The 23,610-nt window shown below is 57.6% G+C and carries 28 protein-coding genes and 8 pseudogenes; 21 read left to right on the top strand and 15 right to left on the bottom strand.

The window, feature by feature from the left end; translation table 11 throughout:
• Nucleotides 1-104 precede the first annotated feature (104 nt).
• The gene (locus ACCD05_RS16330; protein WP_413393971.1) at nucleotides 105-287 is read right to left on the bottom strand and encodes a hypothetical protein; all 183 of its coding nucleotides are present in this window, start codon (nucleotides 285-287) and stop codon (nucleotides 105-107) included.
• Nucleotides 288-442: 155 nt separating this feature from the next.
• Here ACCD05_RS16330 and ACCD05_RS16335 point away from each other — a divergent pair, with 155 nt between their 5' ends.
• From ACCD05_RS16335 to ACCD05_RS16350, 4 genes and pseudogenes are all read left to right on the top strand, one after another.
• Entirely contained in the window at nucleotides 443-802 is a 360-nt protein-coding gene (locus ACCD05_RS16335) for a response regulator (RefSeq protein ID WP_112436762.1), read from the top strand.
• Nucleotides 803-804: 2 nt separating this feature from the next.
• Nucleotides 805-1,320: a DUF6180 family protein gene (locus tag ACCD05_RS16340; RefSeq protein ID WP_413393973.1), complete on the top strand. Its 516-nt coding sequence runs from the start codon at nucleotides 805-807 to the stop codon at nucleotides 1,318-1,320.
• Between the two features lie 102 nt (nucleotides 1,321-1,422).
• Nucleotides 1,423-1,644 (top strand): hypothetical protein, encoded by a 222-nt coding sequence (locus tag ACCD05_RS16345; protein ID WP_112436760.1) that lies wholly within the window; start codon nucleotides 1,423-1,425, stop codon nucleotides 1,642-1,644.
• Nucleotides 1,645-1,871: 227 nt separating this feature from the next.
• Nucleotides 1,872-2,406: pseudogene (locus ACCD05_RS16350) on the top strand (N-acetyltransferase family protein).
• A gap of 207 nt (nucleotides 2,407-2,613) precedes the next feature.
• On the opposite strand, the pseudogene ACCD05_RS16355 reads toward ACCD05_RS16350, so the two are convergent.
• Nucleotides 2,614-2,748 (bottom strand): annotated as a pseudogene (locus tag ACCD05_RS16355) (SDR family oxidoreductase); the annotation flags it as partial.
• 94 nt (nucleotides 2,749-2,842) lie between these two features.
• On the opposite strand from ACCD05_RS16355, the gene ACCD05_RS16360 reads away from it, so the two are divergent.
• The 5 genes from ACCD05_RS16360 (at nucleotide 2,843) to ACCD05_RS16380 (ending at nucleotide 5,276) form a co-directional block, all read left to right on the top strand.
• A complete protein-coding gene (locus ACCD05_RS16360) occupies nucleotides 2,843-3,394 on the top strand; it encodes a DUF924 family protein (RefSeq protein ID WP_111563733.1) in 552 nt (183 codons plus the stop codon).
• Between the two features lie 27 nt (nucleotides 3,395-3,421).
• A complete protein-coding gene (locus ACCD05_RS16365; protein WP_413393976.1) occupies nucleotides 3,422-4,051 on the top strand; it encodes a pyridoxamine 5'-phosphate oxidase family protein in 630 nt (209 codons plus the stop codon).
• 6 nt (nucleotides 4,052-4,057) lie between these two features.
• Nucleotides 4,058-4,423 carry a hypothetical protein gene (locus tag ACCD05_RS16370; protein WP_413393977.1) on the top strand — a complete coding sequence of 122 codons (366 nt, stop codon included), beginning with the start codon at nucleotides 4,058-4,060 and terminating at the stop codon, nucleotides 4,421-4,423.
• Between the two features lie 34 nt (nucleotides 4,424-4,457).
• Entirely contained in the window at nucleotides 4,458-4,688 is a 231-nt protein-coding gene (locus ACCD05_RS16375; RefSeq protein ID WP_111563734.1) for a hypothetical protein, read from the top strand.
• 213 nt (nucleotides 4,689-4,901) lie between these two features.
• A complete protein-coding gene (locus ACCD05_RS16380) occupies nucleotides 4,902-5,276 on the top strand; it encodes a VOC family protein (protein WP_111563735.1) in 375 nt (124 codons plus the stop codon).
• A 61-nt stretch (nucleotides 5,277-5,337) separates the two neighbouring features.
• Here the strand turns inward: ACCD05_RS16380 and ACCD05_RS16385 are convergent.
• Nucleotides 5,338-5,574, bottom strand: a pseudogene (locus ACCD05_RS16385) (sulfite exporter TauE/SafE family protein); the annotation flags it as partial.
• 114 nt (nucleotides 5,575-5,688) lie between these two features.
• Between ACCD05_RS16385 and ACCD05_RS16390 the strand changes: the two are divergent.
• The 6 genes and pseudogenes from ACCD05_RS16390 to ACCD05_RS16415 form a co-directional block, all read left to right on the top strand.
• Nucleotides 5,689-5,868, top strand: a pseudogene (locus tag ACCD05_RS16390) (helix-turn-helix domain-containing protein); the annotation flags it as partial.
• 57 nt (nucleotides 5,869-5,925) lie between these two features.
• Entirely contained in the window at nucleotides 5,926-6,570 is a 645-nt protein-coding gene (locus ACCD05_RS16395; RefSeq protein ID WP_413394008.1) for a LysR substrate-binding domain-containing protein, read from the top strand.
• A gap of 159 nt (nucleotides 6,571-6,729) precedes the next feature.
• Nucleotides 6,730-7,611 (top strand): aldo/keto reductase, encoded by an 882-nt coding sequence (locus ACCD05_RS16400; protein ID WP_413393980.1) that lies wholly within the window; start codon nucleotides 6,730-6,732, stop codon nucleotides 7,609-7,611.
• 15 nt (nucleotides 7,612-7,626) lie between these two features.
• Nucleotides 7,627-7,968, top strand: a complete 342-nt coding sequence (locus ACCD05_RS16405; RefSeq protein WP_112950091.1) for a hypothetical protein — start codon at nucleotides 7,627-7,629, stop codon at nucleotides 7,966-7,968.
• A gap of 102 nt (nucleotides 7,969-8,070) precedes the next feature.
• Nucleotides 8,071-8,292 (top strand): hypothetical protein, encoded by a 222-nt coding sequence (locus tag ACCD05_RS16410; RefSeq protein WP_111563739.1) that lies wholly within the window; start codon nucleotides 8,071-8,073, stop codon nucleotides 8,290-8,292.
• Nucleotides 8,293-8,462: 170 nt separating this feature from the next.
• Complete coding sequence (locus ACCD05_RS16415) at nucleotides 8,463-10,364, top strand: potassium transporter Kup (RefSeq protein WP_413393982.1); 1,902 nt, start codon at nucleotides 8,463-8,465, stop codon at nucleotides 10,362-10,364.
• Nucleotides 10,365-10,580: 216 nt separating this feature from the next.
• On the opposite strand, the gene proP is transcribed toward ACCD05_RS16415, so the two are convergent.
• The 4 genes and pseudogenes from proP to repC form a co-directional block, all read right to left on the bottom strand.
• Nucleotides 10,581-12,098 (bottom strand): glycine betaine/L-proline transporter ProP, encoded by a 1,518-nt coding sequence (proP, locus tag ACCD05_RS16420; RefSeq protein ID WP_413393984.1) that lies wholly within the window; start codon nucleotides 12,096-12,098, stop codon nucleotides 10,581-10,583.
• Nucleotides 12,099-12,177: 79 nt separating this feature from the next.
• Nucleotides 12,178-12,468 (bottom strand): hypothetical protein, encoded by a 291-nt coding sequence (locus ACCD05_RS16425; RefSeq protein WP_413393986.1) that lies wholly within the window; start codon nucleotides 12,466-12,468, stop codon nucleotides 12,178-12,180.
• A 206-nt stretch (nucleotides 12,469-12,674) separates the two neighbouring features.
• Nucleotides 12,675-13,913: a phosphoglycerate dehydrogenase gene (serA, locus tag ACCD05_RS16430; RefSeq protein ID WP_413394011.1), complete on the bottom strand. Its 1,239-nt coding sequence runs from the start codon at nucleotides 13,911-13,913 to the stop codon at nucleotides 12,675-12,677.
• A gap of 269 nt (nucleotides 13,914-14,182) precedes the next feature.
• Nucleotides 14,183-14,532 (bottom strand): annotated as a pseudogene (repC, locus tag ACCD05_RS16435) (replication initiation protein RepC); the annotation flags it as partial.
• A 1-nt stretch (nucleotide 14,533) separates the two neighbouring features.
• Between repC and ACCD05_RS16440 the strand changes: the two are divergent.
• Nucleotides 14,534-14,791 (top strand): annotated as a pseudogene (locus ACCD05_RS16440) (FAD-dependent oxidoreductase); the annotation flags it as partial.
• Between the two features lie 196 nt (nucleotides 14,792-14,987).
• On the opposite strand, the pseudogene ACCD05_RS16445 reads toward ACCD05_RS16440, so the two are convergent.
• The 3 genes and pseudogenes from ACCD05_RS16445 to ACCD05_RS16455 all read right to left on the bottom strand — a co-directional run bounded on the left by ACCD05_RS16445 (nucleotide 14,988) and on the right by ACCD05_RS16455 (nucleotide 16,516).
• Nucleotides 14,988-15,267, bottom strand: a pseudogene (locus tag ACCD05_RS16445) (helix-turn-helix transcriptional regulator).
• A gap of 3 nt (nucleotides 15,268-15,270) precedes the next feature.
• Nucleotides 15,271-16,236 (bottom strand): HipA domain-containing protein, encoded by a 966-nt coding sequence (locus tag ACCD05_RS16450; protein ID WP_413393988.1) that lies wholly within the window; start codon nucleotides 16,234-16,236, stop codon nucleotides 15,271-15,273.
• Nucleotides 16,193-16,516 carry a hypothetical protein gene (locus ACCD05_RS16455; protein WP_413393990.1) on the bottom strand — a complete coding sequence of 108 codons (324 nt, stop codon included), beginning with the start codon at nucleotides 16,514-16,516 and terminating at the stop codon, nucleotides 16,193-16,195. Before ACCD05_RS16455 ends, ACCD05_RS16450 begins: the two co-directional genes overlap by 44 nt.
• 328 nt (nucleotides 16,517-16,844) lie before the next feature.
• On the opposite strand from ACCD05_RS16455, the gene ACCD05_RS16460 reads away from it, so the two are divergent.
• The gene (locus ACCD05_RS16460) at nucleotides 16,845-17,168 is read left to right on the top strand and encodes a hypothetical protein (RefSeq protein WP_413393992.1); all 324 of its coding nucleotides are present in this window, start codon (nucleotides 16,845-16,847) and stop codon (nucleotides 17,166-17,168) included.
• 7 nt (nucleotides 17,169-17,175) lie between these two features.
• On the opposite strand, the gene ACCD05_RS16465 is transcribed toward ACCD05_RS16460, so the two are convergent.
• Both ACCD05_RS16465 and ACCD05_RS16470 read right to left on the bottom strand, forming a co-directional pair.
• Nucleotides 17,176-17,385: a hypothetical protein gene (locus tag ACCD05_RS16465; protein WP_413393994.1), complete on the bottom strand. Its 210-nt coding sequence runs from the start codon at nucleotides 17,383-17,385 to the stop codon at nucleotides 17,176-17,178.
• A gap of 438 nt (nucleotides 17,386-17,823) precedes the next feature.
• A pseudogene (locus tag ACCD05_RS16470) lies at nucleotides 17,824-18,054 on the bottom strand (hypothetical protein); the annotation flags it as partial.
• A 77-nt stretch (nucleotides 18,055-18,131) separates the two neighbouring features.
• On the opposite strand from ACCD05_RS16470, the gene ACCD05_RS16475 reads away from it, so the two are divergent.
• From ACCD05_RS16475 to ACCD05_RS16490, 4 genes are all read left to right on the top strand, one after another.
• The gene (locus ACCD05_RS16475; protein WP_413393996.1) at nucleotides 18,132-18,317 is read left to right on the top strand and encodes a hypothetical protein; all 186 of its coding nucleotides are present in this window, start codon (nucleotides 18,132-18,134) and stop codon (nucleotides 18,315-18,317) included.
• Between the two features lie 109 nt (nucleotides 18,318-18,426).
• Nucleotides 18,427-18,564, top strand: a complete 138-nt coding sequence (locus ACCD05_RS16480; RefSeq protein WP_413394013.1) for a hypothetical protein — start codon at nucleotides 18,427-18,429, stop codon at nucleotides 18,562-18,564.
• Between the two features lie 326 nt (nucleotides 18,565-18,890).
• Nucleotides 18,891-19,112, top strand: coding sequence for a hypothetical protein (locus tag ACCD05_RS16485; RefSeq protein ID WP_111563745.1), 222 nt, complete (start codon nucleotides 18,891-18,893; stop codon nucleotides 19,110-19,112).
• A 288-nt stretch (nucleotides 19,113-19,400) separates the two neighbouring features.
• On the top strand, nucleotides 19,401-19,907 hold the full coding sequence (locus ACCD05_RS16490) for a hydrolase (protein WP_413393998.1): 507 nt from the start codon (nucleotides 19,401-19,403) through the stop codon (nucleotides 19,905-19,907).
• Nucleotides 19,908-21,101: 1,194 nt separating this feature from the next.
• On the opposite strand, the gene ACCD05_RS16495 is transcribed toward ACCD05_RS16490, so the two are convergent.
• The 3 genes from ACCD05_RS16495 to ACCD05_RS16505 form a co-directional block, all read right to left on the bottom strand.
• On the bottom strand, nucleotides 21,102-21,875 hold the full coding sequence (locus ACCD05_RS16495; RefSeq protein ID WP_111563748.1) for an SDR family oxidoreductase: 774 nt from the start codon (nucleotides 21,873-21,875) through the stop codon (nucleotides 21,102-21,104).
• Nucleotides 21,876-22,015: 140 nt separating this feature from the next.
• Complete coding sequence (locus tag ACCD05_RS16500) at nucleotides 22,016-22,606, bottom strand: cysteine hydrolase family protein (RefSeq protein WP_413394000.1); 591 nt, start codon at nucleotides 22,604-22,606, stop codon at nucleotides 22,016-22,018.
• Nucleotides 22,607-22,852: 246 nt separating this feature from the next.
• Nucleotides 22,853-23,113: a DUF982 domain-containing protein gene (locus tag ACCD05_RS16505; RefSeq protein WP_413394002.1), complete on the bottom strand. Its 261-nt coding sequence runs from the start codon at nucleotides 23,111-23,113 to the stop codon at nucleotides 22,853-22,855.
• Between the last annotated feature and the right edge of the window lie 497 nt (nucleotides 23,114-23,610).

Below are 23,610 nucleotides of genomic sequence, written 5' to 3' on the forward strand. Positions count from 1 at the left end.
CGCAAAGCTTGAGAGCGTGGCGCCGCTATTCAATCGCCAGTTTAGTCGTTGACGAGATCATGCAGGACCGCGTTTGGCGCTTCATGTGAATGTCGCGCGCCGGATTACAGTTGCCTCTCTTGTTGTTGTGCTTGGATCCACGCCGCCCGCAGCCGCGCGGTCTTGGCATCCCTGCGCCCGCATTCTTCAGTGATCGTCTCGCGCGCAATTTCATCCGTCCGGACGCGCGCTTCGATCTTCTCTACAAGGTTCGAAGTTGCCCGGCGCTTCACCGTGATATCTGTCATGTATTTATTCTCCCGTTCGGGCGGAGAACGCGGAAGACTACGAGATGTTACCGTCTGATAGCGTACAAAACAGCGCAACGGCCCTCGACACGATAAAGTGCTGGTTGTCCGAACGGAGATCTCGGTCAACGTATTGATTGGAGGGAGCCGCAGCAATGAAACTTGGAAACGTACTCGTCCTCGAAAACGAGCCGTTCATCGCGCTCGACATGGAAGACATGCTTAGAGGCTACGGCGCATCTTCCATCACTTCTTTTGACACCCAATCAGAGGCGTTAATATGGCTCAAGTCCAATAAGCCTCATGTCGCAGTTGTAGATCCAAGACTGAATGATGGCCTCTGCGTCGATGTCGTAGCAGCACTGGCTGACGCGAACGTGCCCTTCGTCGTGTATTCCGGCGCCGAGGTTGATGACGATTCAAAGCACGCGTTCGAAAAGGGTCTGTGGCTTGGAAAGCCAGCTATTCCGGAAATGCTCAAGGAAACGTTGGCTCGCTTACTCGCCGCGGACTGAACGTGGAAGCGAGCAAATGCTCCGATCTGAACAACCCTTCGAGCTGGAGCGGGCGGTTAGCGCACATCCATCTCTTCCCTTTCGTCGACCGAGCGCCAATTCCTGGCGGCATCCAGCCTTTCAGCGGAGACGTTTCAACGAAGTATTCTGCCCTGCTGCTCACCGTAGCGAGCGTGTTTGGTTTTATGGTTCCTGTTCTTGCGCAAGATAGCAATTTCAATCTGACCTATCACGTGGAGCGCACACCGAAGGCAAAGTTGAGCATCGAGACCCGCGGGAGCACGATCGAGAAAACGGCGGAACAATCGGGGCTCGCATCCGACGTACAGACGTTCCCAGGGCAGCTCGTGGTCGTCCGAGGCGGTGATGAAGGCCGCGGCGCTTTCATCGCACAGTGCATCGAGGTTGAGAGCACGACTGTCAGCGTTGTCCAGGGGATCGACTATCAGGGACCGAAGGCTGCACTCGGTAAGTTTGCAGACCAGGCAAACGCCGCGGTCAAAGCCGCCGCGGAATAACCTACGGTATCGTCCTTATCCTCGTTGTAGGTGGCGAAGACGAGAGATGGTCATATTACAATTTCCTGATATCGTGGCCTCATTGTGTGGGGAGTAGACGTGATGAAGAGTTTGGTTCCAGACGCATTTTACTGGGCACGGTCCGACAAACACACCGATGGCCGGACGACAATCGCACAGGTGTCGACGATTTTCGGTGAGGATCCGGACTTCTGGACCTTGGCCGTCCTCGGCTCCGACCAACATCACATGATCAGTGATTTCGAGCTCATTGCGCTCGTCGAGCCGCTGGAGGGCTATTCGCTGCGTCACGCGGCGGAGTAACTTCAGCCGGACTCTTGGCAGGGCCGGTAAAAGAAAGCCCTCGCAGGAGAACGCGAGCTCGAATTTTATCCGTCCAAAGGGGTGACGGCAAACGCACGCTTGTTTTGTGCATGCGACTATATTCGAACCTGCTCAATAAAATGAAAGTTCCAAGGACGCCGACGATCGCTGCGGCACCGAGCGGGCGGCAGAGGTGGTGTTGAAACAATTCTTTCCCGCCCTCCTTGATGGACTTCTCGCCATCGTCACAGCACCGTCATAAAATCAGGCGACATCTTGCGTTCGATTGCCGAGGCGTCGAAGAGGGCGTGGACGACAGCGATACGCCGGAGCCGGATGACCTGGGCGATCGACGCAAGAACCTTAAAAGCAGGCGCTTTCCGCAACTTGTCCCGACCATAAACGGGACCGTGGTCGGTTATGCATATGTCGTGCTGTTCCGCAAACACCCTGCCTACCGCTATACCGTCAAGCATTCGATCTATGTGCATCACGACCACATCAGCAAGCGTCGGAAGCCAGCTCCTACGCGGTCTGATCGACGCCTGTGCGGCGGCAGGTTTCCGACAGATCATCGGTTACATCGACGCCGACAACGCGGCGTCGCTTGACCTGCACGAAAGGTTCGATTTCGTGCGCGTCGGCCTAATGCCAGCCGTCGCATATCGCTACGGCCGCTGGGCCGACAGTGTCATGGTGCAGCGTTCGCTGGGGACCGGTTCGACCACATCCCCTCGCCCGCCGCCTTTATCCACTCGCTGAAGGCTTGCGACCGGCTTGTTGCAAGGTGGCTGAACCGCCGACCTGCTGGTGTTGTGCTGGTCTCAAGACTGTCGGGGACCGCCGCGTGATCTGGATAAGTAGCACGGCCTGACGTCGCGTTCGGCTGATAGTTCAGCTCGCAGTGCAATCGCTTTAGGGCGAAAAGCCGCCGCGACGTCCGGTTGTCGCGGCGGCCACATCCGATTGCTACAAGAGGCGGATTGACATGCCTCCATCGACGATCATCGGGCTGCCGGTCCTGAATTGGGATCGGTCCGATAAAAGGAAAAGGGCGGCTTGCGCGATCTCCAGGGCGGACGCCATTTTTTTCGTTGGATGGATCGGCCTCTTGTTGAAGTGGCGAAGAAGCGCTAGAGGCGCTTAGGCTTTAGGGAGCCTCGCATGGCAAAAACTACCTGCGGCGCAAGGAGGACACGTGAGTTCGATCTGTACACCTGAGGACGTCTATCACTTCTGGTTCAAGAAGTGCGGCCGCGACGACTGGTTCCGTGGCGCCACTGAACTCGACGCTGAAATCAAAAGTCAGTTCCGCGACACCCATCTTGCGCTCGCGGCTGGTCCGAGCCCCGAATGGCGGGAAAACGCCGTAAACCACCTCGCGCTGATTGTCGTGCTCGATCAGTTTGCTCGCAACATCTACCGCGGAACAGCACTCGCATTCGCGACAGACGGCCTTGCCTTGGCCGAATCCGAGTTGGCGCTTAGGTCTGGCCACGACAAAGTTGTCTCGCCAGAGCTCCGCGTTTTCTTCTACATGCCGTTCGAACACGCGGAGGATATCGCGCATCAGGATCGCTCTGTTGCGCTGTTCACCGAACTGGGCGATGACGAGTACCTTGATTATGCGATCCGCCACCGAGAGGTGATCAGGTCATACGGCCGCTTCCCGCATCGAAATCGGTCACTTGGCCGACAGTCGACGGCCGCCGAGCTTGAATACTTGGCGCAGCCGGGAGCAGGATTCTGAAATCTGGCCATCTCATTGGAAGCCGGCATGAACCTAACCGAGCTCGATGAAGCCGCTTGGATCGATCTCGAACTTGCAGGCACGGATCCGAACTCCGGCCTCCGCCATGTGAACCTGTGCACGGTAGATTCCGACGGGCGTCCGCTGGCTCGGCTGGTCGTCCTGCGGTCTGCGAATGGGCAAAAGCGCACGATCGAGATTCACACGGATACTCGATCGGACAAATGGCGCAAGATTGGCGCCAATCCATCGGTAACGCTTTTGGCGTTTGACCCAGCGCGGGGCCAGCAACTTCGGTTACGTGGCACAGCGGAGCGCAATGGACCAGGGAGTCCGGTAGCAGCAGATGCGTGGGATCGTCTGTCGCCATGGACGCGGTCGACCTGCGCTGGCGGCCCACCGGGCGACCCGCCTACAGGTAAGAGGTCTGACGCAGCGAATGCTGGCGATGAAAGCGGAAAGGTCGTCTTCGGAGTCATAGTTTTCCGCGCTTCCGAACTCGATTGGTTCCAGTTAGAGCGTGGAGCCAATCGGCGAGCGATGTTTCCTACGGATCCCGTGGTGAACTCCTGGATGCCCGAAAGATCAATCCCTAATTTTTCTGGAGCTCAGCGTAGGACCGCCCGCTCAACCAACGCTACGTCGCGGCAGGGGTGAACACGGGTGACGCGTTTTCCTGCAGTCTTTACGCTGATCATCCGAATCTCGGTGAACTGTGACAAAGCGCCGAACTTGATCTTGGTGGACCTGGACTGTAGAGAAGCCGCTCGAATAACCCATGGACTACAGACTTTGACTATACGCTACCTATGGACCCTCGACCGCACTGGTCAGCAGTCCCGCAATGGCCTCGCGACTGAGAACGAGCTCCTCGATATTATCGGTAAAGAAGCCCTGCCCTGTGTCATGCCCGCCGATTGGCTCCTGGCGACGATGCAAATCGATATGGAAGGCAGCGGGCTTTCGATCCACGAGTCCAAGCACAATCCCCAGGACACGTGGAAGCTCGAACTAAAACTGGCGGCGTAAAGCCGAGGGCTACACGGAAAGCCGGAGCATGAGAATGAGTGAACTGACCGTAGAAGATGCAACGAAGCGGATCTATGAATCGCTTCAGGCCGACAACGCCGACATCGACGAGCGCATCGCAGAGCTCAAGGCAGCGCTGACGCGTGCAAGCCAGAAAGAGGCCGTGTTCGATCCCACCAAGCTCGTGCAAAGTAATCGGGAGGGTCGGAAACGGATGAAGGCTTATTTTCGCCAGCGTGGGGTTATTGTTAGGTTCTCGGATTGATCCAAGCTCCTGGCGAGTAGGAATGCGCCAATCTGACGGCTTTTGCTGCCAGCTTTTCGCCGTTGCATCGACCGGCTGCTGATTTGATGAAACTGAACCGGGTGAGCAATGCTACTGGTGGCTGGCGCTATCTGACCTAACTTTGTCCGGATTTGGTTGGCACGGTGGAATACCCGCTCGCGCGGGTTAGACCCCATTCCAGGAGATGATGCAATGTTCACCCACGTCATGATTGGCAGCAACGACCTGGAGCAAGCGAGACGCTTTTACGACGCCACGTTCGCCGCACTGGGAGGCAAGCCGGGCGAGATGGATGCACGAGGCAGGCTGATCTACGCCCACGAGGGTGGTCGGCTGATGATCACGAAACCGATCGATGGCAATCCGGCAACTGCCGCCAACGGCGGGACCATCGGTATCGCCGCCACGAGCCCAGACCATGTTTTAAGTTGGCATTCTGCGGGCACGGCGAACGGTGGCACAGCAATCGAGAGTCCGCCCTCCGAGCGTCCGAACGGGGCGTTCGTTGCATATTTGCGCGATCCTGATGGAAATAAACTGACCGCGCGGTCTCAACCGACGAAGTAAGATGGCATCATCAGGATGGGCGACCACTTTGCGCCCTCCACCAGTACCGGTCACTGCTGCGTGTTCCGGTCACCACACCCGCCATCATTGTCCAGAGCCTACGCACGATGCCGATGAAACGTGGTGCCGCGAACAACTGCCATACGTTCGTCACAAAGGACGGAATGATGAGCAACGACGCTGCTGCAAGCGGTGATAGCAGGCTCCCAAGTATTCCCATTGCAACGGTTGGGAGGCCAATGCCGGTCACCCCTTTAACCGCTCCGGCGGCAAAGAACGTTGCGAAGAGGGCGAACAAGGGAGGTTGATAGGCCGGTCCTCTCTCATAGGTTGTGCGGCGGTATGCACAATGCGGCGTTCCCGTATCAAGCCTTCGCCTAGACCGAAGGCTAATCGCTTGTAGCATCCCTCGATGTGCTTTGACTTTACCGAAGTGCGTCTCTTTCTTGCCGTAGCAGATGCCGGAAGCATTACCCATGGAGCAGCCGATGTCGGTCTTTCTCTTGCTGCGGCCAGCGACCGTTTGCGAGAAATGGAGGCGACGGGAAAGGTTCTCCTCTTGGAAAGAGTCCGCCGAGGTGTTGTGCTAACGGAAGCGGGCGAGGCGTTTTCCCACCATGCCCGCGAAATACTCAACCAGGCCGCTTTGATGCGTGGGGAACTGGGCCTCGTTGCAAAGGGCATAAGGGCGACCATTCGTATTGTTGCCAACACGGCGGCTGTCGTTGATACACTTCCAACACGGCTGTCACCATGGCTTGCGGCGCATTCTAAGGTCGACGTTGAGCTTCGCGAGCGCCAAAGCCATGAGATAGCACGCAGCGTCGCGGCAGGTTTTGCAGATATAAGCGTATTGTCGGACACGGCCACCAACGAGGAACTCCTTCTCAAGCCCTTCGCCGTGAGCAAGCTCGCTGTCGTCTCGGCCCAGGCACATTGGCTCGCGACCGCAAAGGAAGTTCGGTTCGCGCAGATCGGTGAAGAGTATTTCGTCGGCTTGGAGCGCGGCGCACTGCAAGATCATATCGATGCGCAGGCGAACAGGCTTGCGATAAAGCTGCGATACCGGATCAGGCTGCGGACACTCGAAAGCATATGCTCAGCGGAAGGCGCTGGCGTCGGTATTGCCATCGTTCCAGGGACCGTCGCCAGGAGGTGCACGCGCACATCAGGTCTCTCCGTAACGCCGCTGGCCGATACCTGGGCACGCCGGCATCTCTCGGTCTGCATCGCCGCGAGCCGCGGTGTCCCGCCGATTGTAAAAGACCTGTTTGACCATCTGGCGCGCGCATGATCCACGGCAGGTAAGGGCCGAGGACCGACAAACCGCCGTGCGTAAGGTTGGTCCTTTCCGTGCGCGTGTGTAAGAATGTCATCAAGACCACTTTAACAACCACCTCGCGCCACTACCTTCACGATATCGATCAACTACATGCGACGGCGGAGTCTGGCGATGACCGAGTACAGTGCGGCGAAATCAGAATCGTTCAAGATCGGCGGAGACATGGAGGTGAACCGCTTGGGGTTTGGCGCCATGCGCGTGACCGGCCCCGGCATCTGGGGCCCTCCCGCAGACCATGGTGAAGCGATCCGAACGCTAAAGCGTCTCCCCTCGCTTGGGGTCAACTTCATCGACACCGCCGATTCATACGGGCCAGATGTTTCCGAATGGCTGATTAAGGACGCGCTTCACCCTTATAACAATGGATCAATCGTCGCCACCAAGGGTGGCCTCACCCGTCACGGCCCGGATATCTGGCTGCCTGTCGGGCGTCCCGAATATCTAATTCAACAGGTACACAAGAGCCTTCGAAACCTGGGCGTTGAAAGGATCGATTTATGGCAATTGCACAGGATCGATTCAAGGGTACCAGCTAAAGAGCAGTTTGACGCCATCAAGTCGCTCATCGACTCGGGCCTAGTCCGCCATGCGGGGCTGAGCGAGGTGTCGGTGGCTGATATCGAGGCTGCATCGAAGGTCTTTAAGGTGGCCACGGTGCAGAACAGGTACAACTTGGTGGATCGCACGAGCGAGGACGTCCTCGACTATTGCACGAAACACGGAATTGGCTTCATCCCGTGGTATCCACTGGCGGCCGGAGAGTTGGCGAAGCCTGGATCTCTTCTGGATACGGTTGCAAAGCAACACAGCGTATCGCCAAGTCAAATCGCACTTGCATGGGTCTTGAAGCGTAGCCCGGTCATGCTACCGATTCCGGGCACCTCAAAAGTCAAACATCTGGAGGAGAACGTCCGCGCGGCGGACGTAACGCTGACCGACGATCAATTCAGGGCACTCGACGCCGAGGGCAAAAAAGCGTTCCAGAAGGCATAATTAAAGAAAGAACCAATGGTCGAGAAGATTTCCAAGCTTTCGCCAACAGCGCCATCAAATGCGACGCGGATCGATCAGAGCGTTTCTGTCGCCGAACCGGACATTGCATGGGTGGCCAACCGGCAGTCCGCGATCGACGCCGCATTCTCTGAGGCGAAGACTGACCGATTGGTCACCGGTGAGGATGATCGAGCATTTGACGGCGAGGAGGAAGCTCGCGGGGGACAAAGCCGAGGGCACGCTCAAGGTGAAACAGACCAAGGCGTCGAATTACTGTCGGGAGAAAGCAAGAGGATTGGTACGGGAAACCTTGATGATGAAGAGGTTGCGTTTGGCGGACATACGGGATTTGTGTGACGTCGAGGAACTTTAGCGTGACAACCTCGAGAGTGGTATCTCTCCAGGTCGATACGCGGCGCGCAGAGCAACGCGAGGACACGCAACAAACGAAAGCATCACATGAGTCGATTTAGCGAAACAGAGAATGCTCTCATCGCAAGGCTTCGGGCACTCAAGGCGAAGCGCAAAGTAACGATCAGTTTGCTTGATATCAGCGACCCGCTTCGCGAGAGCGGGTTTACGCATGATGAAATCCTAGCGGTGTTGCGGGCAATCGAGCAGGACAAGGTTATTGCCTTCACAACCGCAAACCGGATACGGATGCTGAAGGACCTGCCCTGATGTCGTGTGGCAGACCGTTCGAAACAGGGTAGCCGTACGCGGCCTCTTTACCTTTTTGGCAAGTCTTAAATGCTGTGGTTCATCCGATCGAACCAATCGAACGTTCGAGCGTTCAGCGATATCATCACCTACAATGTTGAAAACAAAGTCGCTTCCGTCAGGATTGCACGGTGACCTACCCCCAACTTCGCTCTGAAGACCCAGAACTGGCAACTGAATCGCGCAACGGTCTGCCGTCACTGGTGTTGGCTGCCCTTGGGGTCGTATACGGTGACATCGGGACAAGCCCCCTCTACGCGTTTCGCGAAGCACTTCACGCCACGGCGGGGTTAGGATCGCACCGGGAGAACGTGCTCGGCATTCTTTCACTCATCGTGTGGGCCCTGACTATCGTCGTCACGGTTAAATACGTGATGTTCGTTCTTCGGGCTGACAATCGGGGCGAAGGGGGAACGCTGTCCCTGATGACGCTTGCCCGGCAGAGCTTCACCGACAAGCCAGCGTGGATTCTCGTCTTGGGTGTCGCGGGAGCCTCCCTCTTCCTTGGCGACGCCATTATTACCCCAGCAATCTCGGTTCTGTCCGCCGTCGAAGGAATCCAGGTGGTCGCGCCCGGCCTGTCGGCATGGATCGTTCCGATCACCGTTACGATCATTGCCGTACTGTTTTTCGTTCAACGTTTTGGGACAGGTGGTGTCGCGTCAGTATTCGGACCCGTCATGGCGGTATGGTTTCTGGTTCTTGGAATAAGCGGCGCCGTCCATATTCTCGATGATTTGGAGATTTTTAGCGCCATCAATCCACTTCACGGAGTTTTGTATGCATCGAACAATATCGGTCACGCTATCGCCGTCCTCGGCGCGGTCTTCCTTGCTGTCACCGGCGCTGAGGCACTCTACGTCGACCTCGGCCATTTCGGCAGACGACCAATCGTGGTGGCGTGGTTCTCGCTCGTATTTCCATGCCTGCTTCTCAACTACTTCGGACAAGGCGCGTTCGTTCTCGCAAATCCTGGCATGACCGACCACCCATTCTTCGGCATGCATCCTGAATGGGCGCGTGTGCCAATCGTGTGTCTGGCAACCGCAGCAACGGTGATCGCGAGCCAGGCAGTCATTTCGGGGGCATATTCGCTTGTGCGTCAGGCAATGCACCTCAACTTACTGCCACGCCTGCAGATCCTGCACACTTCCGAGACGCACTCCGGGCAGATCTTCATGCCACAAGTGAACGCGTTCCTATTCGTGTTCGTTATCGCACTTGTTCTGTATTTCAGAAGCTCGAGCGGACTGTCTGCCGCATACGGCATCGCGGTTACGGGCGAGATGCTGATCACCAGCATCCTGTTGTTCGTCGTCATGAAACACATCTGGAGATGGACGACGCTCACCACCACGGCGATCATCGTGCCCCTCTTCCTGATCGACGCAGGGTTCTTTGTGGCGAACATCGCCAAATTTCCGGAAGGCGGGTGGGTTCCGGTCTCGGTTGCATGCACGATGGCCCTTATCATGCAAACATGGATGGCAGGCCGTCGGCTACTGGCGTCTCGCACGCGTGCGGACGAGGTACCGCTGAAAGGGATCATACAAAGGCTGACGAAGAGGCCGCCGACGACGGTACCTGGAACAGCAGTCTTCCTGACAAGCGACGTCGAGGGTGCACCGACCGCACTGCTGCACAGCCTCAAGCACTACAAGGTTCTTCACGAGCACAATGTCATTCTGAGCGTCGTGACCGCAACGGAGCCGTTCGTTCCTGACGACGAGAAGATATTCCTTGAAAGCTTCAGCCCACTGTTCAGCCGGTTGGTGATCACGTTCGGATATATGGAGACGCCCAACATCCCGCGCGCGCTTGTGCTTGTTCGCAAGCTTGGTCTGAAGTTCGACATCATGTCGACATCGTTCTTCCTGTCGCGCCGGACGATCCTCCCGTCCAAGAAAGGCGGCATGCCTTTCTGGCAGGATCGCCTGTTCATCGTACTCGCCCAGAACGCAGGTAACGCTACCGATTATTTCGGCCTTCCAACAGGACGCGTGGTCGAGCTCGGCTTGCAAACCGTTATCTGATTTTTTGGGGTCGATCGTCGCAAAGCGTGCTCCTATTCGCGTAACCTCAAAGACGATCGCTACGTGTAAACTGCGGAGGAAATTGTCGGTGAAGAAACGCGACGAGTTTTCAAGCGAGGGGTCAGAACTCGAATTGGCCCGAAAAGTCTCGTTCGAAGCACACCAGGGGCAGGGCCCTCGGGGGCGATCTTCCTGCTTCGCACACGTCGTGGGCGATCAATTCAGTTCGGGGTGTTGGCCCACGAGCTTTTCACGCTTCTGCTGAAGAAGTTGCATCTGCTCGGCCAACTCCGCCATCGCTTCATCGATCTTTTCAACGCTTTCCTCGATGTATAGATAATGCTCCGCAAGAAGCGCCCTTGCCTCTTTGCGGCTGGAAGCGTTGGGCGTATCTCCATAAAGGGGCCGATTGGCCGTCTCCTTCAGGAAAAAGGTCGTCAGAAGACCTGCGGCTGCGGCAATCATGAGATAATACGCCGGCATATAGATGTTGTCGGTCGCTTCGACCAACCATGCCGCCACAGTGGGTGTGAGGCCGGCGACGATAATCGAGATATTGAAGGATATGGCGAGCGCGCTGTAGCGAATTCGCGCAGGAAACAAGGCGGGCAGAGTTGCAGCCATGATGCCGACAAGGCAATTCAGACCGATCGCGAGGATTAACAGACCAAAGAAGATGCCGATCGTGTTGCCGCTCGCTATCAGATGAAATGCCGGCAACGACAAGGCGAGGATGATCATGCTTCCAACCGCGAGAAACGGCCGACGGCCGATGCGGTCACTCAAAAATCCAACCAGCGGCTGCACGAATAACATTCCGACCATGACCGCGATGATGATTAAAGCGCCATGGTCCTCCGTATAGCCGAGGGTTTTCGCCAGATAGGTCGGCATATAGGTCAAGAGCATGTAATAGGTGACGTTAGTAACAAGCACCATGCCGATGCATATTGCCAAGGACCTTGGATGCCTCTGGATGATCTCCGCTATCGGGATCATGGGCCGCTCGGACAACGTCTGCTTATCTTCCTTCTCGGTCCGCTTCAGGCGTTCGGTGAAGGCCGGCGTCTCCTCGGCCGCATGCCGCAGATAAAGGCCGATGAGACCCAAGGGAGCAGCGAGAAAGAAAGGTAGGCGCCAACCCCAGGCCAGGAAATTTGCTTCGCTCATCGCCGCGGTCAGAACGACGACCAGTCCAGCGCCGAGAACAAATCCGGCGATCGAGCCAAAATCGAGCCAGCTTCCAAGAAAACCGCGCCTGCGATCAGGCGAATATTCCGCGACAAATATGGCGGCGCCGGTGTATTCACCGCCAACCGAAAACCCTTGGACAAGTTTGCACATGAGCAGCAGGATGGGGGCCCACAGGCCAATCATCGCATAACTCGGTATCAGACCAATACAGAACGTGCTGACCGCCATGATGACGATCGTCAACGATAGAACCTTTTGCCGACCGAACTTGTCACCCATAGAGCCGAAAAACACGCCGCCCAATGGCCGCACGAGAAACGGTACGGAGAAAGTTGCGAGTGCGGCGACGGTCTGCACTGCTGGCGAAGCTTCAGGAAAAAATACCTTGCCAACCGTGGCTGCGACGAACCCATAGACGCCGAAATCGAACCATTCCATCGCATTGCCGAGGGCGGCCGCGGTGATCGCCTTCTTCAGCTTGGAGTCCTCGATGACAGTGACGTCGTTCAGTGTCAGCGTGTTGGTTCGCGTATCGCTCACGATGCCCCCATGTAAAAATTCACCTCAACCAAGAGGCGCGGGTAAATGCCTGAAACGCCTGAACGTTCCAAGCTGTTATCTAGGGCTTGTTTTTGCCGCTCCAAGCTGGCCGCCAGCCTGGCGAGCGAGCCATCTCGCCGGGAAGACGCAGTTGCGTGTCGCGTCCATCGCCAAGCGGTCTGACCTTCTCGAGGCGCCACGTCGCGCCGGCATAGTCGAGCTGACCAGATCCCTCCACGACATCGGTCTCGATCCGACGGCTGTAATCCCCGATGTTTCGCCATGCATTGATCACAATGGCGGCCGCGATCACAAACGGCAGGCTTGCGAGCGAGAGCCACCATGTCCACCTCACGCGATCAGATGCCATCTTTGCGGATCTCCAGCCTCGCTTGCGGGGCAGTATCATCCGGTTCGAGCTATACGCTGATCTCGTCCTTGAGTTGAGGATCATATTGTTCCGAAAGCACCAGCTTCATATAGCGTATCACGTCCTCGGAGAGCTCAAAAACGAATAGACCTGTCATCGGCGGACCGGGCTGAACGACTTGTTTGGCGCATCCCCTGGGCGCACCGTCAATAGAGCAATCGCGCTCTGATCGTGCCGGGTATCGCGCGCAGCGCCTGTAGAATTTCATCGGACGTCTCGGAAACGCCGTCAACCTCGATCACCACATAGCCCGTGTCGCCATGGGTCTGCAGGAACTCTGCAATTATATTGAGCCCGCGCGAAGAGAATATCTCGTTTAGCTTGATGAGCGTACCGGGGCGGTTTTCATGGACGTGGATGAAACGCGTGCCATTCGGGTGCTCGGGCAGCTGAACCTGAGGAAAATTGACCGCGCCCATCGTCGAGCCGACGTCGGAATATTCGACCAGCTTTCTGGAGACTTCGCGGCCGATGCGCTCCTGCGCCTCTTCGGTGGAACCGCCGATATGGGGTGTCAATATGACGTTGCTCAAACCCTGAAGCGGCGTTTCGAAGCGATCCTTGTTCGATGCCGGCTCCACGGGAAACACATCTACGGCAGCCCCGGCCAGATGCCCTTCCTTCAACACGGTCGCGAGCGCATCGAGATCGACGACAGTGCCGCGCGAATTGTTGATGAAGATCGCGCCCTTTTTCATGCGGCGCAGTTCGGCCTCGCCGATCATGTTCTGGGTCGATGCTGTCTCGGGAACGTGCATCGTCACATAGTCCGAGATTTCGAGGAGCTCGCCGAGCGACGCCATCGATTCCGAATTGCCCCGGCGCAACCGATCGGAAAGGTCGAAATAGCGCACCACCATCCCCATGCTTTCGGCAAGAGCACTGAGCTGCGAACCGATATTGCCGTAACCGACGATCCCTAGCGTTTTACCCCGCAGCTCGCGGCTGCCGACAGCGGATTTCTCCCATCCGCCCTGATGTGCGGACGCCGACCGAGGAAAGATCTGTCGGGCCAGCATGATGATCTCGCCGATCACAAGTTCCGCCACCGAGCGCGTGTTCGAGTAGGGTGCGTTGAAGACAGGTATCCCGCGGCGCCGCGCCGCCTCTAGATCGACCTGGTTTGTGCCGACCGAGAAGCAACCAACGGCAATCAGCTTTTTGGCGGATTGGAATATCTCGTCTGTCAGCTGCGTTCTCGAGCGAATACCAATGATATGCGCATCGGCGATGTGGCTCTTGAGATCCTTGTCATCGAGCGCCTTCGGCAGGTGAGTGAGATTCGTGTATCCAGACGCCGCAAAGTAGTCCACGGCGCTTTGGTTGATGCCTTCGAGCAGAAGTACGGAAATACGGTCCCGGGAGAGTGAAAGCTGGCGAGTCATGATAGACCTTTTGTCTCCGATTAAATTTGCCAGCATCGTTTCGATGCGCCCTTCAACATGGCTTTGCGACCATCCGATAAGCAATGCAAGCGCAAAAGCCGTTACTCTCCCGCCCATCTCTCGATGCATGTTGGACGCCAAGTCGGCGACGCGAGGATCTTCAAACCCTCTAATGCGTTGTTTTAGAGGAATAAAGACCAGAATAAAACGGCCGTCAAGTTTTGCGTCAAGCTCTCAGGCCCTCTGGCGTGTCAGTCAACCGGGCACCGTCAGCCAGCGCGGCGTCCTTCCATCCCATTTAACTTCAAGAACGCCATCAGCATCGGTCCGGGCGAAACTCACCGCGCTCCGACCGGTTCGCGTGGTCACGCAGATACCCGCCTGGCGAGCCGATCATATTCGATCTCCAAAATGCAGGCCATAGCCACCGCAGCGTTCTCCGGCCCCATCGCTCCGCACGCCTCCTCATAAGCAGACGGGCTAACCCCAAGCATTGACCGGACGACCACCGCGGCACCCATCAACTCGCGCCAATGGTCATCCTGCCGCTGGGCCCGTAATCGATGATTTGAAGGCTAGCTTTGAGCACCATGCCTAGCGGAACCGCGTTGATCGGCTCAATGTTGCGCTGCGTTCTACCCTGCCCCGTCAAAGGGGCCGGCGTTGCCGGCCTCGCGGTGGTCGATGCGCTTGTCGCGCGCGGCGCCGAGATCACGGTCTTCGATCCGCACCCCGGCTTTTCGGCGGCCGCGTCATGGCTAGCCGGCGGCATGCTGGCGCCTTGGTGCGAGCGCGAGAGCGCCGACGAGGCGGTGCTGCGCGAGGGGCAGGATGCGCCCGACCGCTGGGAGGCGGTGCTGCCCGGCGTGGTCAAACGCATTGAACCACCGCGCAGGGACAGAGGGACGAAAGTCACGCCCGACTTGCGTCGTGGTTACGACGCAGCCACCGCAGTCGGATCGTGGCGCCATTGAATTTCCCGATACGGAGGCACGCCGCGCCAGCTTGAGCGACCCGCAGCGCACCTGGGCGGATACGTCAATCACGCTTTTCGGAACCGGAGATATTGCTATTTCATGATCGTGATCTCGGAATAAATCCGACTCCAAACCCAAACAGGCGACCAATCTTCTCCAACGTCTCCAGTGTGGGATTCGCGGTCCCAGCTTCAATCTCGGCAACTTGCCGCCTAGTGAGGCTTAGCGATTTAGCGAATTCTTCTTGGGTCATGCCGATGCCCTTGCGGAGATCCCCGACTGCTTCGGGTAAAGGCAAATCGCCATTGCGCGCGCGCGGCCAATGTCCGGCGGTTTTCAAGAACTTGTTCTTTTGTTGGCTTCTTCCAGCGGGCCATATATCAGTTCGACCTCCGCGTCATGAGCAGGCCTCGAGAACGCTGTTTGTTATTTCGACGCAGCGCGTCATCGCTCGCTGCTGAATTTCGGGAGAAGCGCCCCCCGTCCCTCGCAAGGTTCGGCGCCCGTCGCAGTTGTTCAGCGAAAGAGTAGAGTGCACTCGCCATACGTTTCTGCTCATCGGGAACGGCCATCACTCCTTTGCAGATCTTCTTCCAGTCAGGGAGGTGATCGAGGCCTCCATCACGCATCATGGCCCATCGTGTCGAGCGAACGATTCGTTCCTTGGCCAGCCGCATGGGCGCGAAGTCAAACAATGGAGCAAGACGGATCGTGCCATCTTGATGTTTGCTTAGAGCCGAGTTCCGACCGTGATTATCAAGATTTCCGAGCGCCAGATTGGCGATATCGCGCTTCACGTATTCGACGATGTCCGAGAATGGCTCGGCTGAATATTGGCGCAGCACGTCGATATACGCCTCGTGTGTGCCAACATGGCCGAAATCCGCGACGCCGATCGCCGACACGCGGCTTTCCTGCCCCAGCCTGACGGTTCCGCCGCCTTCTCTTGTCTTCCGGTCGAAACGGGGAATGATCAGGACCCCTTCGGCATGGCTCGAAGGTTGGCTGACATGAAGACCGATCTCTTCAGCAATTCGCGAATAGATGGCTTCGCCCTCGAGGATCAGACGATCGACGGGGTCGCTGCTGCGTACCAGCTTGACGATGACGTGGCGCACGGCCTCGTCATCGGTCACGAAGCTATCAGGACAATAAAGCCCATCATTCGCCTGGGTCATGGAGACCTTGGGCCATTCGCCTTGGCGCCGCACATTATATAGTCTTTCCCTTTCGGCCTCAGCCGCTTCCTTGATGCGGATATTGCCTATGCCGCCCGTCGCTGATCGCAGAAGCAGCGGGAGATCAGAAGCGCGCGAGCCTTCGTCGAGCCCCAGGGTGCTCCGCAAGCTTTCGCCTTGCATGTCCTTGTGGCATGAGATCCAAGAGAAACGGCGGCCAACTCCCACTAAATCGATTTTCGAGATCAACAGGATAGCGGATTGACAAGGCGCGATGGTCTCGGACCGTTTTTCCGGCCGCGAATTCCATCGACGCCACGGTAACGAAATAATCGAGATCGTAGTCGACGATCGACGCGCCCTTGAAGCCGGCCGTATCGTCCTTCAATTCTAGCGTAGCGGCGTGGTGCCACTCACGGTTACAATGGGTTTGAAGCGTCAGCCGCATTAAATTGATCCTTCTAATGGGACGTTAATGTACTAAGTTGAAAAATAGACCCCATATAATGGTTCATAACCGCGTCGGAGGCGGGACCTGGCGGCGCGGGGAGTAATCGAGTATGCCGAGGATGCCGACGGCCAGAATAAAGGGTGCTGAGAGCTCAGGCGCTCGGCGGAGAACTCGGTTCGACGGTGTTGATTGCCCCTTCGGCCGATCGGAACCTAAGCGCGGACACTGGCGATTGATGGCGATATCCGATCACGGAAGGCGTCAATATCGTCGAGGTTGCCAGCGAAGGTGGTCGTCCGACGACAGTTGGAATAGGAAAGACGCATTGCCAGACTACCCGACCACGCCAGATAATCGATACTTCATAGTGCGCGGCCGCCTATGGCGGCAGTGCAACCCCGCGCTCGACCAAGATACCCATGATCGTCTGGTGGCTCAGCTCATGGCGGCGCGGCGCGCCGTTCGCGATGCGACAGCGGGCAGTCGCGAGATGGCGGACGCCCGTGGCCGCGTCAACGATGCGAAGGTAGCGCTTGGCGAGCGTGGAACCCCGTGGTGGAACGACGGCGCTCCCGACTACAATCGCCATCTCGTCCGAAACACCCCGTACGCTGAGTGGTATGCCGACTTGCAGGAAGCGCTTCCATGAAAAGCATTCAACCCTTTGGCGCATCCTTCGGCGGTTCGCGGCTCCGCTGCAGGGCGGCGACAATCAAAGGCGTTGCCGCAATGACAATCCGGCCAAGCGGTACCTTGCGGATGACGCGAGTCGCCACGGCACTCCCGGCGATACCCGCGATCAATTTTCCCCATGGGAATGCCCCAGAGGTCTCCACGTTATCGGACTTCGTTGTACGCTTCGCCATGTTTATATCCTCAATGCGTTCCCGTGTTAGCAAGGCGTTTCGGGTGGAGTACGACCGACACTCAATGCCAATGCCAATGAGCTTAAACGGGCTGATTACGAGAAAAGTTCACATGACGATGCATTAACACATCCGCGGGAACCCTGTCCGTTCATTGCGCCACCGCCTCAACGAAGTCTCGAACCCTGCCCTGAGGCGGATCCTTATCAAGCGTTTTTCATCGTACCGCGCGATCGCCCATAGTCGCCTATACTCTCCTACCGTCGTTTTTCGTGCTCAAGGTTCGTATGGCCGAGCAGTACGAGAAACCTCGGTATCGTTTTCACGACGCCGCTCTCCTCGCATCGGATAGAGCCGCTTGCTTGACAGGAGACTGATTCTGCGCACCTTCCAGGAATTCCGGTGCGACTAACGTCGCAATGATGCGCAACACAATGGGGTATTCTGGAGCGAGAGCGCGAAGGCGAGCGCGGGGACAGCGACAATGCTCGTGGCGAAGAACGCTGGTCCATCAGCAGGGTCCGCGAAAAAACAGTCGAGGCCAAGAGCCTCGTAGGCGGGAGCCAATGACGACGGGCCATCGAAGAGATGGCCGCGTTGACACCGTGGGTAAGGCCCTCTGATGCCTGTCAGTGCGAGATCATTCGTTTCGTCGAAATCGCTCGTCACACTCGCATTTTTTAGTTCATCTTAGCCTCAAACTGCTTCCGCCTTCGGCGGCAACACCGACGACACCACGCGAGAGCATGGTTGAAATCATTCAGACGATCATGCTTGCGGCCCCAAACACGCATTTCATCGTGATGGCGCAGGCCGTGCTTTACAGAGGCGCGGGCTTTTCGGTCGTTTGGCCACAGTTCATGTGGCTCGCAGGGATCGCCGCGGCCCTGTTTACTCTCTCGCTAAGGGGCTTCCGCCGCTCTCTCAGGTGAGATGCTGGGCTTGAAGGGCGTCAACGTGCCCGGAGCGCCCTGTCAGTAGCCTGGGAGCAAGCAAGGAGATTTGTTATGCTGACCGTGCGATCCATCGAGTCCCGATCCTATCATGGTCGGGCCGCGACCGAGAATATGGGAAGCCGCGAATTCGGTGCTGGATCGCGGCTTCAGCAGCCTGCCAGTCGTCGACAATGACGGCGCGCTGCTCGGCATCGGGTCTCAATTTCGAAGCACCTTGTGCTGATCCTTGTCGTCGTCTGGAGAAGCGCATGATGATGCGGCCGAGCCAAACGCCCGCCAAGCGCGTGATAGATGGACCCATGAGCCTTGCGTCGCCATTTCCCAATCCGACGGTGATCATGGACGCCGAGGCGCCCCCGGCCGCGACAGCCGCGTTTCGCAGCGAGATTGTACACTAACGTACAGACTATTCTGTTTTGATATCAATCATTTGCGGATATTCCGGAATATGGCTTTCGAGCCGCTTCAATCATGGTTCAGCTCTTGCCCTGCCTAATCGCGGGGTAGCTTTCTTCTTGATGCTGTCTCATCAAAGCCAAGGGACATCGCTTGACCAAGACCGACTGGCCAAAAGAGCCGCTCACGACAACCGACCTGCAGATGTTGCACGGCGTTCTCATCGATTGGTGTCGCGACAATGACTGCGATCCGTCCAGCGATCGCGGAAGGCTGGCTGCCAAGGCGCTTGTGGGATGGCACGAATTCGGCATTCACGATGCGGCCGAGCTTACCAACCTCATGCATGACGAGGTTATAATCTCGAAAACCTGAGATTTTATCGCGTCATCATCCAGACGGCCTCGCCCACTGTTTTCGACGTTCTCGGGGCTCTTGATATCCCGGCCGCCAGCCCCAGCTTTCGTTCATGGGACATCTTCGATATCAAGTCAGTAAAAACCATTCCGATGCATACTGGTCGATTATCGACATCTTCACGGGTTGGGCCGCCGTCTATCACGGCGTTCGTCTGGACACCTTGGAAGCGGACGAAGCGGATCGGATGGTGGATGTGATCAATCTCGCCGACCTCGCCAAACGCGGACAGCTTAGGTTTCTTCGATGATCTACTTCACGAGCGATACGCACTTGGCCGACCCTCGCGTACTGAGGATCGACCAAAGACCTTTTCCGGGCATGAGGGAGCACGACGCGGCCCTAATCGCAAACTGGAACGCGGTCGTTCGTCCGGATGATGAAGTCTGGCATCTCGGGGACTTCATGGGCAGGGGCGCGGGGGATTGCAACCATATGCTCCAGCGCCTAACCGGCATAAAGCACCTGATCATCGGCAACAACGATCCCGACACGGTGGTCGCCTGCGGAGGGTGGAAAACGGTGCAGCACTACAAAGAGCTCATCGTTGACGGCGTTCTGCTGGTGATGTGCCATTACCCCTTCCGCACCTGGAACCAGATGGGCAAGAAATCGATCAATCTCCACGGTCATTCACACGGCCGGCTCAAACCTTTGCCCCGTCAGTTTGATGTTGGGGTCGATGTTTTTGATCTCAAGCCTGTCACACTCAACGATATCCTATCATCGCGCTTGAAACGAGTGCCAGGATGACAAATGTTGGATGTACAAACCGGGGAGCTGCCTTCCTAGCCAAGGTACTCCGCGATGGAGGCATTGCCCGACTTCTTGTCGCGGGTCGCAAGCGAAGGGCAAGGCGAAAGCGCGTAATATCAATGCAGCCTGTCCGTGGGAAAGCAAGATCGCGATCTTTCCAGTAGCGTCATCGAAAACGAGCCGGCACGGTCGCCTGAGGCTATCAGTGCCCGCTTGGCCGATGCATGTCCCTCGGCCTTTGCGATGAGTGCGTTCCATGCGCTGTCGCTGGACGCCGCCGCGCCCTGAACGGTCGCTGGGAGCCCTGCTGACGCGACAACCCCAAGCATGCTTTCTACTCATCCACGTTCCGGCCTTTTCGGCGGGGAGCCTCATGCGAGGTCCGACAAAGGTCAACAAGGCCGAGCGTCGCCAGGACGTGCGCTGTCACTGTCGCCTCCGGCATTAGCCAAGGGGCATGACGCGGGACGGGAACTGTGTAGCGCCCGAGCATCATCGTCCCGGTAGCGCTTTCTTCACCACGTTTGAACCGAGTTCAGTTAGACATGGTGCATGTTAAGTTTCCTGTCATGTCGGCTCGGTATGCCTTTTCGCGAAGTCAGGCAGAGATTTTGAGATGACCCGTTATGAAGTCGAGATGTCGAACGGCCGATGGGTGGTCATTGATCGCACTACGGGACTAGCTCTGCGAAATTCTTCCGATGAGAGGTTCACCCGGTTGGAAGCCCAGGCTCTTGCTGATTTCCGCAATGGCATCGGGACCTCGACGCCTGAGCGTGTCCACACACGCCTTCAATCCATCCGACTTGCGTGGAAAGCTGTCCTAGGCAGGCGTGGATAGCTCCAAGGTCATCGTGACGCCAAAGAACGCGAAGTCGCGAACGTGAGCGAACCACTCGGCGCCTTGCGTGCTGGAGCTGATTGCGTTGCGGACGAGGCCCCTTACGCCTCCTGGTCTGATGCCGTCCGATTTGGCGGGGACCCGTGGTTCGCACGTGACCCTATCAGCAAGTTTCGTTGTTGGACGCACCCGTCGATTTCTCAACGTCCTTGGATGTGAGTTAACGTTGTTTGACGCCCCGGCACGATTTCTCCTGTTCATTGCGTTCTCGCCAGCTCTCGGCATGCTTGGCTCCGGGAACAACTCCGTCTGCCGGCCTCGTCCTTACGACCGATTTCGACCCGATGGTTTCACCGCAATAGTCCTTGGCCCCCATCGACCCATATTGGTGATCCAGTGATGTGCCGCGCCTTGTCTGATGCCAGAAATGCTATGACGTCCGCCACATCAGAGCTTTTGCCTGGCCTGCCGCCGGTGATGGGAACTTGGCCGTCTGGCCAGATGACGGGGATCACTGTTTGATCCTCTTGTCGAAGGGCAGTGTTCGAGTCGATATTCGTTTCGATCTCGCCGGGGCACACCGCGTTGATACGGATGTGATGACGAGCAAGTTCGAGCGCCAATTGCTGCACCATCGCAACCTGACCCGCCTTGGTGGCGGTGTAGGCCGTCGCGCCGGGCGTCGTGAAGGTTCGGGTTCCGTTGATCGATGACACCACGATGATCGATCCGCCACCCGCCGCCTTCAGGAGAGGAACAGTCGCCCGGATTGTCAGGAAGGTGCCAGTGAGATTGGTGGAGATGGTCCTGTTCCATTCCTCCAATGTCAAATCATCGATGGGAGCCCACGCGCCGTTGATCCCGGCGTTCGCCACTACGACGTCGAGCCTGCCGTAACGGCGCGCCAGCTCGCTGACCGCCTCCTCCATTTGCCGTTGGTTCGCGATATCGGCATTCAAGACGTGAGCATCGCCATCGCTCTCGCTGATCTCGAGCATCGTGGCGTCAAGATCGTCCGGGCTGTGTCCAAGCAAGCCGACGCAATATCCTTCCGATGCAAGGGTTTGGGCCGAGGCTCTTCCGATGCCCGATCCCGCGCCCGTAACCAAGGCAACTCTCTTCATGTGACCCCCCGTCCAATGCTTGACGAAAACAAGACGATGATTAACCCGGTATCAGCGGATCCGGTTCCAAGTACGCTTCTGTACGGACGTTCGATGGTCGGGCACATGACGGAAAACGCCCACCGAAAGCGCCGCGCGGTTCATCGCACGACTTTCGCAAGCAGCTCTTCCGTGGAAGTCATCTCGACCTGCACGGAAAATCTCGCGCCGAGAAGCTCCAGGGTCGAATCGTGCGTGCTATCCGCCCCACTGCACACCGCGTCATGCGGAATCAGCACACGGTACCCGAGGTCGATCGCGCCGACCACGGTCGCGAGCACGCAAACGTCCGTCTCCCCTCCGGTGACGATAAGCGTATCCACGCCGTCCTGGACCAGAAATTGATAAAGCCGTCCGTCAACCCAGGGGGAATACGTCCGCTTGTCAAAGATCCGCGCTGGCGGGACAAATCGAGCCAGGGCCGGTAAAAGGTCGACAAGCTCGCGCGGTAAGCGGTTCAGGGTCATCTGATCCCACTTTTCGTAATAGGTCTTCCATGCGCCCGGCATCTGGCTCGCGGAGCGCGGCGGGATGAAGCGGGTGAAGATCGTCCGTGCAGGTGTTCTCGCCGCCAATTCCTCGATTTGGCCGGATACCTTCGCCATCCATGGAACGTTCCACGCGGTCTCCTCGTCGAACATCCGCTGCATATCGATACATAGGTGAGCCCACCGTGGCATGATCGCCTCCATGTCGTGCCGCCGACCGCGAACCAGTGGCCTACGAACCAAATCCGAGTAAAAGGCCCATCGCCGCCAAGGAAACAAAGCCTACCGCGGCCAATCCCGTCGTGACGTAATCACTCAATCGACCTGGCTCCGCGTTCCTGATTTCGCCCTTGGTCCCCAAGACAGCGGAGAAGCCGGCAAACATCCAGCATAGTAGCGTTATGGCTCCCAAGATGATGGCCCAGTGGAATGTCATGGCTGATATCGCTGTCATGAAAGAACCTTCGCCTGAACCGCTGCGTCCATGAAGCTTTCGCGTGCCAATTCCGCGCTTCCGTGCTCCATTAGAGCCTTGCGGCACCTGGACATCGCCAAGCTGAATTCCGCGCTGTCCTTCGATGGCCATTGGCTTTTTAGCGCTAGCAGGGCGGCATCGGGTCCCTTAATGCGTTGACGGCTTCCGCCAGCCATCCGCACGTGAACCGGCACCGCCCACCTTATCTGGAAGTCGACATCAATAACCATGGGCATGAGGCACCTCTTTTTGAAACCCTATGTACAACCTCGACGACGGTTGCCGGTTCCCGAGGTGAGGGCTTGGTCCGCAACCGCACGATCGATCCTGATTTAGATTGTGTTCCACGACATTTTCGTCAGCGGCATCTCATGATTGGTGTAATGGCCCCAAAAATATCCGGGGATATGCTATCTCCCGCGCCATCGGGACTGACCCAACGGAGTGGGCATGTTCCCGCCGTCGCGGGCGACCAGGAGCGGTCGTACTCCGGCGGGCACGGGTTTTTCGAGCCTTTGGACCGGCTTTTTCGGGTTTGATGTGCCGCCTCTCGTGTTCGTGGTGAGGCTCGTATGGAGTTGGTGACGTCGATATCACCAGCCTGCGATGGCCGCCGGATCCAAGCGAGATCCGCACCGCGCTCGAGATCCGCCGTCCGGCCCCAGGCAAATCGAGTTCGCGACCTTGGGCGTTCGGGCGGCTCAACCGCGCGAAACCGCTGGTATCATAAAGA

The organism is Rhizobium sp. Rhizsp42 (assembly GCF_047304155.1).
In the GTDB taxonomy this organism is placed as follows: domain Bacteria; phylum Pseudomonadota; class Alphaproteobacteria; order Rhizobiales; family Rhizobiaceae; genus Rhizobium.